The organism is Flavobacterium psychraerolatum (genome assembly GCF_025960985.1).
In the GTDB taxonomy this organism is placed as follows: Bacteria; Bacteroidota; Bacteroidia; order Flavobacteriales; family Flavobacteriaceae; genus Flavobacterium.
Genome location: NZ_JAOQMX010000049.1, coordinates 1 through 13,905, shown reverse-complemented (window position 1 = coordinate 13,905; position 13,905 = coordinate 1). Strand labels below are relative to the sequence as shown.

General features: G+C 32.6%; 13 protein-coding genes. 2 read left to right on the top strand and 11 right to left on the bottom strand.

The features are described from left to right. Positions 1-103: 103 nt before the first annotated feature. The 3 genes from M2326_RS15070 to dnaA all read right to left on the bottom strand — a co-directional run bounded on the left by M2326_RS15070 (position 104) and on the right by dnaA (position 3,368). Positions 104-1,144, bottom strand: coding sequence for a family 16 glycosylhydrolase (locus M2326_RS15070; protein ID WP_264620373.1), 1,041 nt, complete (start codon positions 1,142-1,144; stop codon positions 104-106). Between the two features lie 320 nt (positions 1,145-1,464). Further along, positions 1,465-1,932 (bottom strand): low molecular weight protein-tyrosine-phosphatase, encoded by a 468-nt coding sequence (locus M2326_RS15065; protein ID WP_264620372.1) that lies wholly within the window; start codon positions 1,930-1,932, stop codon positions 1,465-1,467. An 8-nt stretch (positions 1,933-1,940) separates the two neighbouring features. Next, positions 1,941-3,368, bottom strand: a complete 1,428-nt coding sequence (dnaA, locus tag M2326_RS15060) for a chromosomal replication initiator protein DnaA (RefSeq protein WP_264620371.1) — start codon at positions 3,366-3,368, stop codon at positions 1,941-1,943. Between the two features lie 195 nt (positions 3,369-3,563). Here dnaA and M2326_RS15055 point away from each other — a divergent pair, with 195 nt between their 5' ends. Then, positions 3,564-3,965: an acyl-CoA thioesterase gene (locus M2326_RS15055; RefSeq protein WP_264620370.1), complete on the top strand. Its 402-nt coding sequence runs from the start codon at positions 3,564-3,566 to the stop codon at positions 3,963-3,965. Positions 3,966-3,986: 21 nt separating this feature from the next. Here the strand turns inward: M2326_RS15055 and M2326_RS15050 are convergent, their stop codons facing one another. From M2326_RS15050 to ribD, 3 genes are all read right to left on the bottom strand, one after another. Then, positions 3,987-4,619: an IMPACT family protein gene (locus tag M2326_RS15050; protein WP_264620369.1), complete on the bottom strand. Its 633-nt coding sequence runs from the start codon at positions 4,617-4,619 to the stop codon at positions 3,987-3,989. A gap of 246 nt (positions 4,620-4,865) precedes the next feature. Next, positions 4,866-5,468 carry an HAD family hydrolase gene (locus M2326_RS15045; protein ID WP_264620368.1) on the bottom strand — a complete coding sequence of 201 codons (603 nt, stop codon included), beginning with the start codon at positions 5,466-5,468 and terminating at the stop codon, positions 4,866-4,868. After that, the gene (gene ribD, locus M2326_RS15040) at positions 5,461-6,507 is read right to left on the bottom strand and encodes a bifunctional diaminohydroxyphosphoribosylaminopyrimidine deaminase/5-amino-6-(5-phosphoribosylamino)uracil reductase RibD (RefSeq protein WP_264620367.1); all 1,047 of its coding nucleotides are present in this window, start codon (positions 6,505-6,507) and stop codon (positions 5,461-5,463) included. The genes M2326_RS15045 and ribD overlap by 8 nt, the downstream gene beginning before the upstream one ends. A gap of 114 nt (positions 6,508-6,621) precedes the next feature. Here ribD and prmC point away from each other — a divergent pair, with 114 nt between their 5' ends. Continuing rightward, positions 6,622-7,476: a peptide chain release factor N(5)-glutamine methyltransferase gene (gene prmC / locus M2326_RS15035; protein ID WP_264620366.1), complete on the top strand. Its 855-nt coding sequence runs from the start codon at positions 6,622-6,624 to the stop codon at positions 7,474-7,476. Positions 7,477-7,615: 139 nt separating this feature from the next. Here prmC and M2326_RS15030 read toward each other — a convergent pair whose 3' ends face one another. The 5 genes from M2326_RS15030 to M2326_RS15010 form a co-directional block, all read right to left on the bottom strand. Further along, positions 7,616-8,857, bottom strand: a complete 1,242-nt coding sequence (locus M2326_RS15030) for an ABC transporter permease (RefSeq protein ID WP_264620365.1) — start codon at positions 8,855-8,857, stop codon at positions 7,616-7,618. 570 nt (positions 8,858-9,427) lie between these two features. Beyond that, on the bottom strand, positions 9,428-10,003 hold the full coding sequence (locus M2326_RS15025) for a Crp/Fnr family transcriptional regulator (protein ID WP_264620364.1): 576 nt from the start codon (positions 10,001-10,003) through the stop codon (positions 9,428-9,430). After that, complete coding sequence (gene ribB / locus M2326_RS15020; RefSeq protein ID WP_264620363.1) at positions 10,004-10,666, bottom strand: 3,4-dihydroxy-2-butanone-4-phosphate synthase; 663 nt, start codon at positions 10,664-10,666, stop codon at positions 10,004-10,006. It lies immediately after the preceding gene. A 723-nt stretch (positions 10,667-11,389) separates the two neighbouring features. Beyond that, positions 11,390-12,640 carry a response regulator gene (locus tag M2326_RS15015; protein ID WP_264620362.1) on the bottom strand — a complete coding sequence of 417 codons (1,251 nt, stop codon included), beginning with the start codon at positions 12,638-12,640 and terminating at the stop codon, positions 11,390-11,392. A 707-nt stretch (positions 12,641-13,347) separates the two neighbouring features. Continuing rightward, positions 13,348-13,494, bottom strand: coding sequence for a hypothetical protein (locus M2326_RS15010; protein ID WP_264620361.1), 147 nt, complete (start codon positions 13,492-13,494; stop codon positions 13,348-13,350). Between the last annotated feature and the right edge of the window lie 411 nt (positions 13,495-13,905).

Genomic DNA, 13,905 nt, shown 5'->3' with positions numbered 1-13,905 from the left:
GAATTACAAAGAACGGGATTTAATCAGTATTTGCAATAGGCCTTTAACTAAAAAATCCTATTTGATGTGACTCAAATAGGATTTTGTGTTTAAAAAGGAACTATTATTTGGTTACAGGTTTAAAAATACGAATCCAGTCAATCTTCATGCTGTGGTCATCTGTGTTTTTTATTTCTTCGTCTGTTGGAGTACAACCAATTCCTGCTCTCCAATTTTGATCTTCCATGGTAAATATAATATCCATAGGTTTACTTAATCCTGTTCTATTTGCTGTCTCTTTGGTTGGCGAAGTAAAGTTTTTTGGGTCAATTCCATCTTTTAATCCTGCATTGTCTAGACTATTTGTAGAACGAACAAGTATGCCATCTATATAATATTCTAACTCAGTTGGGCTTTTCCAATATACACCATAGCGATGATATGCATCTGACCAATCTCCAACTTTTGAGTCAGTATACCAAGTTGTAATATCACTAGGTTGGTAATCTTGAAACGGATTTCTTATAAATATATGATGACTCAGATGTATTGTTTTGGAAAACTGTATTCCGCCTGAAACATTATTTCTTGCTGCTTTTCCGCCCCAAGCCTCCATAAAATCAATTTCTTGTGTGTCGTCGGGGCTTAATAGCCATGCTCCTGATGTATTTACACTATTAGCAATTTTAATTCTACTTTCAATATATACAGGGTATGCAATTTGTTTATTTGATACTACTGCACCAAGTCTTGTCGCTTTGCCTGTTTTGGTAGATCCGCCGTAATCGTAATCTTTGGTTTCTCCGCTTACTCGCGTGGTGATTAATTTAAGTATGCCGTCTACTATTGTTACATTTTCATATTTCCATTTGGTTAATCCGGGACCATCCCAACCATTATGGTAGAAATTAGTCCATTTACCATTTCCAAAAGTAGTCTTAATGTTTGAAGTGGTATAAGCGTATTCAAAATCATCTGACATATCTGTTTGGAATTCCCATTTTTTTCCTGATCCTGGATCTGCAGGTACCGTTATCAATTTGTAGTTTGTTACTACCAGAGCTGGGATTTTTACGATTGATGATTGCTCAGGTGAATCTTTTGAGCATGAAAATAAGTAGAAACTAAGAGGTAATAACAATAATAAAAAAGCTGTTTTTTTCATAGTAAATAATTTATAAATATTTTTTGGTTTTAAAATAAAGTCTCTAATAAGTGGACTGTAAGGGTTCGGTTTTTATAGCGAACTGGTTAAAACAAAGTTATATTTATAAAAGATACTTGATAAGCACTTATGGTTTTATTGTTGTTGTTTTGAGGGGATTGTAAATGGATATAAACTAGACAAAGGCTGAAAATCTATCTTTTTGAAAGTTTTTATGGCTAAGTCAATGTTATTGATCCATATGGATTAATTAATTTTGATTTAGTTATTAAGTATAGGTAGGTAGTTTTTTTTTAGATTGTAAAAATGGGAAGCTTGGTTTAATTCTGTTGGGCTATTAATTTTTCACTAATAATATCACATGCTTCGTCAAGCATCTTGTAGACCATTTCAAATCCATTATCTGTTCCGTAATAAGGGTCAGGAACATCTACATTTTCGGTAGGGAATAGCTCATTCAAAATCATTTTAACTTTTGAAATTTGCTTTTCATTTTTAGCCATTGCCACTACGTCTTTGTAGTTGGAATGGTCCATCACATAGATGAAGTCGAAAGTCTCAAAATCGGTTGTTTCGAATTGTCTTCCCTTCTGTTTTGAAATGTCTAGTTTGTTTTTTTTGGCTATTTCAATAGAACGCTTGTCGGGTGAATGACCAATATGCCATGAACCTGTACCAGCCGATTCTACTGAAAATGTAGCGGCTGGAAGTTTGGAGGCTAAAATACCTTCGGCTAGTGGGGAGCGGCAAATATTTCCCAAGCATACCATTAAAATTTTGACTGACATAGTGCTTTTTATAGCGTTAGTTTTTTATGAATGTCATCTACGTATTTCTTGAATTGTTTGTCTGTAGAGACCAAGTTGTCAACTGTCTTGCAAGCGTGTAAAACGGTAGCATGGTCACGGTCTCCAATTTGAGAACCGATGTTAGCCAAGGATGCTTTGGTGAACTTCTTAGCAAAAAACATTGCTAATTGTCTTGCCTGCACCACGTGTCGTTTTCTTGTTTTAGATTGTAAGATCTCTAAGTCCAATTGAAAATATTCTGAAACTGTTTTTTGAATATAATCTATTGAAATTTCGCGTTTCACATTCTTAACAAACTTCTCAACGACACTTTTTGCCAACTCAATGGTTACTTCTTTTTTGTTAAAAGAAGACTGTGCGATTAAGGAAATGATCGCTCCTTCCAGTTCTCTTACATTAGATTTGATGTTGCGTGCAACATATTCAATAATGTCTTCTGGAATTTCTACTCCATCACGATAAAGAATGTTTTTTAAGATCGAAATTCTAGTTTCATAATCGGGTTGGTGAATTTCTGCAGACAATCCCCATTTGAAACGGGATAATAATCTTTGTTCAATATCTTGCATGTCAACAGGTGCTTTGTCTGAAGTCAAGATAACCTGTTTTCCGTTTTGGTGTAGATAATTGAAAATGTGAAAAAATACATCCTGAGTACCTGATTTACCAGAAAGGAATTGCACGTCGTCAATGATTAATACGTCTATCAACTGATAGAAGTGAATAAAATCATTACGATTGTTTTTCTTTACCGAGTCAATATATTGTTGTGTGAAAATTTCTGCTGAAATGTATAAAACTGTTTTCTCTGGATATTTATCTTTAATTTCAACTCCAATAGCATGAGCTAGGTGTGTTTTACCTAGTCCTACTCCTCCAAAAATTAATAAAGGATTAAATGATGTTCCTCCTGGTTTGTTGGCTACAGCCATACCTGCAGAACGTGCTAATCTATTTGAGTCTCCTTCAAGGAAATTGTCAAAACTATAATTGGCGTTTAATTGCGATTCGATTTTTAAATTACGTATTCCAGGAATTACAAATGGATTTTTTAATTCAGGATTTAAGTTTTTTAAAGGAGCGTCAACTTCTTGAGGTTTCATTTGAACTCTATTGGCGCTAGGTAACTGTTCTGTAAAAGGTTGTTTGTTGCCATAAGTGTTCTCCATTTTGATTTTATAGAGTAACTTTGCATTTTTCCCAAGTTCTTTTGTTAAAGCTACTTTTAATAATTTCACATAGTGTTCTTCTAACCATTCGTAGAAAAATTTACTTGGTACTTGAATATAAAGTGCGTTATCTGTTAGCTCAACTGACTTGATTGGTTCAAACCAAGTTTTATAGGCTTGGTCTTGAATGTTGTCTTTTATAAAGGACAAACAATTTTCCCATACTGATTGAGCAGTTTTAGTCATAAATTCTATCTAAATTATTTAATTTTGTATAAGATTACTTCGTGGAAAAGTAACGGTTTTTTAGCGGTTTTTTGGGTTAACAAATATGTGAACAATTTTCTGTAAAAAAAAATTTTTGGGGGTTGAATATCAACAAATATTGTTGTAAGCGATCAAAAATGAGTCTGATTTAGGTATGTAAAATAGATAATAATTATGAAAGAATTCGAATTAAAAGTAAGGGTACGTTACTCAGAAACTGACCAGATGGGCGTAGTGTATCATGGTAATTATGCACAATATTTTGAGATGGGACGCGTGGAATGGCTAAGGAAAATGGGGGTTTCGTACAAATTGATGGAAGAAAGCGGCGTGATGTTACCAGTAGTTTCATTGAGTACGAATTATAAAAAACCAGCACGCTATGATGATTTGTTAACCGTTAAAACAATATTTAAAAGTCAGACGTCTGTTAAAATAGAATTTGATTATGAAATTTATAATGAAGAAATGGAGTTGTTAACAATTGGGAACTCAATCCTTGTTTTTGTAAATATGAAAACAGGTCGTCCAATGGCACCTCCAGAGTATATCAAAGAGTGTTTAAAAGTAATGTAAGAAGATCCGTTGATTGATTCATTATTCTTTAATAATGATGTCAATTTCGTATAGTGTTGTGAAAATGTCGAAAATCATTTCGGCATTTTTTTTTCTAGTTTTAATTTCGATTTTACCCGTTGGAAGATTGGTTTCGGGATCAATCACCATTTCTTGATTGACGATATCGATTTTTTTTTCTTTGATTACTCGCATGGCTTTGTTCATGTTCTGGTAGTCAAAAGAAATAAGGTAGTGTACGTCAATTGTTTTTTCGATAATCTCACTGGCTTGTATAGTGATTTGTGCAGCGGTTTTGTAGGCCGTTATTAACCCACCGACGCCGAGTTTTGTGCCACCAAAAAAGCGAACCACTAATAAAAGTATGTTAGTGAGGCCGAAGGACTGTATTTGACCATATATAGGAGCTCCTGCAGTGTTGTTTGGTTCTCCATCTTCATTGACTCTATATTGAATCGTTTCGGTTCCTATTTGGTATGCATAACAGATGTGACGAGCATGAGGATGTATTTTGCGTAACCTCTCAATGATTGGTTTTACTTCTTCTTCAGTAGTTATGGGGAAGGCATAGCCAAAGAATTTGCTGCTCTTTTCTTTGAACAATGTTTCTTCTGAAGCTGCGGCAATCGTTTTATAAGTGTCTGTAGTCTCCAATAAGGTAATTGATTTTATTCTTTTTTATTTGTATCGAAAAGTTGTACTTGTTTTTAAAATATTCTGCATTGTTACACGAAGCCACTGGCTAGCATATAATCACTTAACTATAAAGGGAGTCAAAAGGTGTTTTAATAAGAAGATATCGCTGATTCAGGTGTCCCTCGGTATGTTTTTTATTAATGAACAAAATAAATATTCAGAATAAACCAAATTTAGGCTGAGTTCCTCTTTTTTTTTTGACTTTTATACTATTTTCTTTTCGAATAAATCAACTACATCTTCTTTACCCACTTGAAGGTTCCAAACATGTATGCCTAATGATTTGGCGGCATCTGTATTTTCTTTCTTATCATCCACAAATAAAGTTTTTTGGGCTTCAAGGCTATGATTGTTTAGAACATGTTCGTAGATTTCTATGTTCGGTTTTCGCATACCCACCTCAAATGAAAAGTAAACATGTTCAAAACAGTGGTAGAAATCATTATAAAAACTTTCGCCGACTTTTTTTTGAAATTGTGCAATATGAATTGCATCGGTATTACTAAGTAAAAACAAACGGTACTTCTTTGAAAGCATTTGTAAGAATTCCAAGCGATACAAAGGGAAATCTGATAGAATGGCATTCCATGTCTTTTTGATTTCTGGAATAGTAGCGTTTGGACAGTGTTTTTGAATGCCACTTAAGAAATCTTCTTCTGTAATTTTTCCCATTTCAAACTGTTGATTCAATTGGTCAAGTTCGCTATTCCATTCTGGAGCACCTAACTTTTTTAATCCGTCAAAAGTTGCTGGTTTGTCAAGATTGATGAAAACATCACCAAAATCAAATATAATGGATTCAATCATGATTTTTATATTTTTTAAGTTCGTCTTGACCTATTTTTTTATGGTCAAAAAGCGAGTGGTTGGTTAATACTGGCGCACGTATTCCTTTTTTGAAATTTATAGAACCTTCAAAAACGAAAGCTTCGTCCCAAAGTTTATTATCTATAAAGGATTGCAAAGTGTGTCTTCCTCCTTCGATTATAACTGACTGAATTTGGTGCTGGTACAAGATTTCGATAATCTGATTTGTTATTTCTTTCTTAAAATCAATACTCTCAAAGATACAATTTTCTGTGCTTTGATTGCTGGTTGATTCACAAATTATAATAGTTTTTACGTTGTTGTCAAAGAGATTGTAATTTTGTGGGATACGATTTTTTCGATCCAAAACAATTCGAACAGGATTATTTCCTGTCCAGTCACGGACGTTCAATTTTGGATTGTCATCGATGGCAGTTTGAGTTCCTACCAATATCGCTTGTTCTTCACTTCTCCATTTGTGTACCAATTGTCTCGCAGGGCCAGAGGTGATCCAAACTGGTTTTTGCTCGTCGCGTTCTAGAGGAGCAATAAATCCATCTGCGGTTTGGGCCCATTTTAGTATGATATAGGGTCTTTTTTTTCGATGAAAAATAAAGAAACGTTTGTTAAGCGCATTGCATTCGGCTTCGAGAACGCCAACAGTGACATGGGTGCCTGCCTCAATTAATCGTTTGATACCTGCGCCTGATACTTGATTGTTTGGATCAACAGTCCCAATTATCACATTTGGTATTTTACTTGCAATTATCAAATCACAACATGGTGGTGTTTTTCCAAAATGGCTGCAAGGTTCTAGGCTTACATATATAGTAGACTGAGATAATAGAGACTTATCTTTTACAGAATTGACCGCATTCACTTCAGCATGGCCTTCACCCGCTTTTTTGTGCCATCCTTCTCCAATAATGGTATTGTTATGTACGATAACGCTACCCACCATAGGATTTGGATAGGTAGTTCCTAATCCGTTTTTCGCAAGGTCAATGCAACGCTGAATGTATTTTTCGTTGGTATTCATAAAGCAAAAATACTATTTTGGTTTTTAGTTTTAAAGATAAATCGAAAATTGCAGTCAACTATTGTTACTTTTGCAAGACTTTTTTAATCTTCAATTTCGAATACCCATCAAACCATGATTATAAGACAATACCGTAGCCAATTCATAGAAAAATTGTCTCCACTATATGGAGTAGATGAAGCGGAGAGTTTCTTTTATTTAATTTTAGAAAATAAACACCAATTAAAGCGTGTTGATTTGGCATTACAGCCAGATTTAGTTTTTTCTGAAGCGGAATTATTAGTTTGGAATGAAATAAAACGTCAACTTGAATTAGAAATTCCTGTTCAGTATTTATTAGGAACGACTCATTTTTACGGGCTTGATTTTAAGGTTAATAAGAATGTATTGATTCCGAGACCAGAAACGGAAGAGTTAGTCGAGTGGATACTGGAAGGGCAAAAGAAACAGGAGACCAGTCGAAAAATAAAAATTTTGGATATCGGTACAGGGTCGGGCTGTATTGCAATTTCATTAGCCAAAAACATTCCGAATGCTCAGGTTTTTGCCATAGATGTTTCTCCAGAAGCTTTGGCAACTGCAAAAAAAAACGCAGAATTAAATGAAGTGTCGGTAGTGTTTTTAGAAAAAAATATTCTTGAAACCCTTGATTTAGAACAAGAATTTGATATTATAGTTTCGAATCCTCCATACGTTCGTAATATAGAAAAAGTAGAAATTAAAAAAAATGTATTGCAATACGAGCCACATTTAGCTCTTTTTGTAGAAGATGATGCAGCTTTGATTTTTTATATAAAAATTGCGCAACTCGCTCAGAAAAATCTTGTGTCAAACGGCCAGTTGTATTTTGAAATTAACCAGTATCTCGGAAAAGAAATGATTGAATTACTTCAAAAACTAGATTTTAAAAAGACAGAACTACGCAAAGATATTTACGGCAACGATCGAATGGTTAATGGAAGTGTTTAGGTAAATAAGATTTTAAATGATTTTATTATTTTAAGTGTTTAAACTAAGTTCAAACAAACGCTATTTTTTTGTGTATTGGAAAATAATTTTGGTGCGGCACAATGTTTTCTTTAAATATCACCGTAAAACTCAAAAATGACTATTCGTATCTTAAGGCTTCAATAGGATCAAGTGTTGCTGCCTTGATCGCAGGATACAAGCCTGAAATAATAGCAACGATAAAACTTGTCATAAAAGCGGCGAAAATCGCTAACCATGGGATTACAAAATCAAATTTCATTGCTGTTGCGATTCCAAAACCAATCAAAATCCCAAGGATGATACCTATAATTCCACCCAATTGTCCAATCAGCATTGTTTCGATAAAAAACTGAATAGCAACAGTCGATTTTTTGGCGCCCAAAGCTTTTCGAACCCCAATTTCTCGCGTTCTTTCCGTAACCGATACAATCATAATATTCATCAACGCAATCGAGGAACCTAGAATGGTAATCACTCCAATTCCCCATGAAGCCAATCCCAAGTATTTTGTAATCCCCAGTATTTTATTGATCAAATCATCAGAACGCACAATTCCGAAATTATTTTCTTTAACAGGACTTAATCTTCGTATGTTGCGCATGGTGCTTATAGCATGATCTATTGCTTGATTTAGTAATTCATTTTTCTGTGTCAAAATACTCACCGTATAATTTATGTTGGGAGCAGTAAACAAAGAACGCGCCAGCTGAATCGGAATCAATACTCGCAAATCTTGATTGTTCCCAAAAGTAGCTCCTTTTTCCTTTAGAACACCAATGACTTTAAAACGAGCACCTCGAATCGAAATCGTTTTTCCAATTGGATTCACATCTTTCAATAATCCCTTTTCAAAATCAGAACCCACAATGCAGGAATAGGTATTGTTACTAATATCAAAATTGGTGAAATTTCGTCCCGAACTCGTTTCAAGCCCAGAATTCACCAAAAAATAATCATCTACACCCATCACCGAAATTTCGGGATCTGTCTTTTCTGTTTCAAATTTTACTTCGGCAGTACTAGTTGCTTTAAAAGACAAGGAGGTTTCTGTAAGTGGAAAATGGAATTTGTTTTGAAATGCCACTGCCTCTGGATATGAAATCACTGGATTTATGATTTTTCGCTGTTCACCACGGCGACTGCGCAGTTCATTTTCATATTGCTTAATCGAAAAAGTATTTGCTCCCATAGATGAAAAATCGGTTGCAATCGTATTTTCTAGTGCTGAAACTACTGTTAAAATCCCCACCAAAGCCGTAATACCAATGGCGATAATAATCACAGTCAAAATCGTTCGCAAAATTTGTGTTCGTATAGAACCCATTGCAATGCGTATATTTTCTCTAAACAAATGAAACATGCTAAATTATTTTGCCACTAAATTACACATTTTGACCAAATATATGGGTAGTCTTTTTCGATTTGTAGCTATTTCCAGCTATCCGTTGCAATGGCTTCTCAAAATACTTTATTTTCAATTGCCCCAAAGGAGCTTCCTCTGGTCGCTCTTTGTGGCAAGAAAATAATAATATTTTTTCGTGCACCATTTTCACTACTATCTGGGCTAAAATGGACAGATATTTTGCTGATGGCTCTGAAAAAGTACTTCTTTTCAAAAAATCTTTAAAAAGTCGATCCAATAGTGGTTTGATTCAATTGACACCAGATAGTGATACACTATAGACCAATATAATTTTGTCTTATCGAGCGCAGTCGAGATGCAAATTGTGGTTTCCGTTTCACTCGAACAGAAAGTAGACTATTTTATGAAGGCTATTTGTGTCTTCTTTTTTACTCAATTTTGATTATCTAACTGCATAACGATTTAAAATACCATAAAAGAGCATAAACAGTTATGTTTATGCTCTTTTATGGTATTTACACTCCCTTTCGGGGATAGGACTTTTTTTCGGCTATCCTAGAAAATCTTTTAGATTTTAGACTTTATTCTGCTCAAAGTCTCTTGTGAAATATTGATATAAGAAGCAACTATTTTGTTTGGTAAACGTTTAACAATAGTTGGATTTATTTTAAATAATTGATTGTATCTTTCTGAAGCATCCAATGTGGTAAAAGACATCAGTCTTTTGGAATTATTAACATAGGCTTTCTCTAAATAGATAGTATAAAATTCCTTCCATTTGGGGCTAATATCCATAAGATGTCTAAAGTCTTCGTGACTTATATACAAGAGTTTGCTTTTCTCAATGACCTGAATTGTTTCTTGAGCTGGCCCGTTAGTTATAAAACTTACAAGAGCTGTTGCCCAATGATTTTCAAAGGCAATATAGCGAGTAACCTCTTTATCAACATCATTGATGTAGAATATTCTTAAGCAACCTTTTATAACAAAATAACTCACTTGACTCACTTTCCCGTGAGCAAGTAAAATTTCGTTTTTATCTTTATCTATTGTTTTAAAATAAGATAGAATGATTTTCAACTCATTCTCTTCTATATCAATGTTTTTTTTAATGTAATTAGCAAGTTCTGGATAGTTTGTCATTTAATTGTAGTCTCGGACAAATTTACGATATTCCATAATATCTTTAATTGATAAAACGACTAAATCGTGCTTTTTTCCAAATTCTATAATAGTACTTCTATCGGCCATAGTTCCGTCGTCATTCATTAATTCACACAATACGGCTTCTGGTTTTAATCCTGCTAATTTCATTAAATCAATGCTTCCTTCGGTATGACCTTCTCTATCAAATACACCATTATCTCTACCTCTTAATGGAAAAATATGTCCTGGTCTTGCTAAGTCAGCGCTTTTAGCATTATCTGCGCAAGCTACTTGGATAGTTTTTAATCTATCTTTTGCTGAGACACCTGTGGTTACCCCTTCTTTTGCTTCAATTGTAATAGTAAACGGGGTTTGAAAACTACTCGTATTTTCTTTAACCATATAGGGTAATTCTAGTAAATCTGCTTTTTCATTAGTTAAACACAGGCATACAATACCACTGCATTTTCTAATCATAAGTGCCATACTATTAACAGTCATATTATGTGCAGAAAATATTAAATCACCTTCATTTTCTCTATTTTTATCATCTACTAGAATTACTCCATTTCCGATTTGGAGATGCTTTAATGCTTTTTCTAAACGTTCTAGACTATTTTTATCAATTTTCGGCAAGGTTTCTAATTGTGTAATTTCCATTATTTCTATAAATTATTTGCTGCAAATCTAAAGTTGTTTTTCAACAAAAAATTTGATATAGGTCAAATAATTGAAATATTTGAGACTTCATTTTTTTTTTTTTTTAATCTGAGTATATTTTCGTTTTAAAATGAAGTATACTATCATGGTACTTGCCGAAATTTGGATTTATTAATCTGATAGCGTAAAATGGTAATCCTTGTCTGTTCCAAATGGCAACTATAGTAAATCTAGCACCATTACTTCCAAATCATTATCTAAAATAACTTGTATAAATTCGAGGTCATTGTTTTTTAGACAGTGTTTTAATACGTTTTTCACAACAATTTTTTTGGTTTAATCCTGTAAAGATAGCTATCTTGACAACAGTTGTTATCGTTATAAAATAGGTATCATCTGTTGTAGTGACTTTCTATTTTGTCGACTTATTTTTGGTTTGAAAGCTACTTAAAAAGCTATTTGTTTTTACAGAGGTACCTTTTTGTTTTAGTTGCTTTCCTTTGCGGTGAAGGGATGCAATTGCATGCTATCGTTAATTTGTCTGTTAACGAAAAAGTGATGTGAAAATATTTTCGCAAATCAATCGCGTTTTAAACCACTAAGAAATAAAAAATAGAGTAGTACCCTCGTTTTTCATTTAAATAATTTATTAATAGGCTTATATTTAAACTAGCATAAAAAATGATTATTCGAGACTCGTCGAGTACTGATTTTGTTTTTTATTTAAAGTGTTTTAGTATGGTAATGATTAAGAATTGTTTTTAATAAAGCATTAATTTCAAATGGTTTTGTTATAAAATCATTCATTCCAGCATTCGTACATTCCGATAATTCTTTTTCACCTACATTGGCGGTTAATGCGATAATTGGTATGTTTTTTTTGTTTTCATCCTCAAGATTTCGAACATGTATTGTAGCCGTTATACCATCCATAACAGGCATGATTACATCCATTAATACAAGATCATATTGGTTTTCTTTAATTAGGTTTAATGCCTCTAATCCGTTTTTAGCTGTTGTGAAATGACAGTTCTCTAATTTGTTTCTTAACTGTTTTTCTAAAACTAGTAAGTTTATTTTATTGTCGTCAACCAAAAGAATATTTATTGCCGTATCTTGAAAGTTATGTTCGATTTTAGCTGAATTACTAGCGTTGTTTTCTATAACTGGCAATGGAATTTTAATATAAAATGTTGTCCCTTTATTTGGTTTAGAATCAAATAAAATACTTCCGTTCATCAGATCAATTAATCCTTTTGAAATGGTTAATCCCAGTCCTACACTGTTTGTAGAAGTGTTTGAAGTGGCATATTTTTGAAAAAGTTTTTCGCCTAATTCTTTATCAAATCCTTTTCCGGTATCGGAAATAGTAATTTGTAGCTCAAATTTATTCTTGTTATCTAAATCGTAATTTCCATTTACGAGCATTTTTACCGATCCTTTTTTGGTGTATTCAATAGCATTATTTAAAAGATTCAAAACAATTTGATTGATTCTGTTTTTATCTCCATAAACAAAATCGGGAATGTTGTTTGCAGTTTGAATTTCAAATGCTAATCCCTTTTCTAACGCGAGTCTTTCATTCATTTTGAATAATGAATTTAAAGCACCAGTTAAATTAAATTCTGAATATTGTAATGAGAAAACACCATCGTTTAGTTTTGTGAAATCTAATATGTTATTTACTAAAGCTAATAAGTGATTAGAGGAATAATCCATTAGTTCCAAGAAGGTTTGGTCTTCTTCACTTTGTATTTTGTTTTTAAGTATGTCCGATATTCCTTTAATTGCGTTTAATGGAGTTCTTATTTCATGACTCATTATTGCAAAAAAAGATTCTTTATTAATTTGAAGTTTTTTCAGTTCTACTCGAGATTCTTCTAATTCAAGATTTTTAGCTTTTAGATCATCTATAACATCTTTTACTACATGTGTACTCGCAGTAAGTAAAACAATCAGAAAGATCATCATCATCAATACAATAAAATAAAAAAATAGAGTAGTGAAATTTTTTTCAAAATATTTTGCATTTCCATAATCGAATCCAAAGAAATCAAAATACAATATAATTGATACAATTGCGACTATAAAGAGGCATAGAAATAATAATAATTTATAATGCCGAATTATGATAAGTAAAACGATAGGCATTAAATAGAGTAAAACAATAACATCAAAAGATTTGCCATACAATAAAAAAGAAAATGTAAAATAAACTAATATGGAAAAAACAGATACTATGGACTTTTGATTAAAACTAAGGCTTTTTGATGTTGAAAAGTACAAAAATAAGGCGATAATGGGTAAACTACCCCAAGCAGAATAAGTTAGTTTATAGTAAAAAAGGAATATGGTTACAATTAGAAATTGTATCGTAAAAAAAAGAAAACTAAATTTATTTAGTTTGCTAAACTTATACATGTTTTTAGCATTTTTAGAAGAGGGGGTACTGTTCATTTAAAAATATTTAGAATGTAGGTGATGTGAATCAGTCAGTACACTTTTTTCAATTAGGTTAAGTTTTTGAAATGGTAATAAAAAGTGTAGATAACTACTTTTAATTGTTTTATTTTGGAATTGGGATTTTGCCTATAAATTTATATATAATATCATTATTGTTCAATAAAAAAAATCCAAATCAATGGCTTCTTAAAAATTATCCTAATTTAGAGTTGCTAAATTTAGATAACGATTGGTAAAAATAAGTATTTTTCGACTAAATCTGTTTTCTGACAGTTGATTTCTTTGATAGATAATTCGATGATTAGCAAAGCTCTTAAAAATATAATTCGGATAGCAATGTCAAGCATTTCAAATGTAGAGGTCATTTGTTGTTTTGAAAAGTAAAAATCATTGTGTGAAGTTTCTGGGGAAGGGTAGGTTTTCAGGTAAAGAGGTAACAGTTCGAATTAACCCCAGCCCTCGCGCAAGCGTGTTACTCGTAACCATAATTATATCAGTTCTATTAATGCAAAAAGGTTATAAATAATATACTAAAATTTATGGTGTAGTTTCTTAGTAAGAACGGGATGCCCGCACTAGCGTTACTTAATCATGCTCTCCCAGCTTGGGGTGAAGGACGTTTTTCGGTATTAAATAATTTTTGTTTCAATTTATGAACTACATGAAATGATTCGTGCGGTATGTTTTGACCCCTATAAAACAAGAGTATTATTCTAAATTTCGATTATTAATTATGCGGTTAATTTTTCCATTAAAATTAGATCTTTATCCTGGTT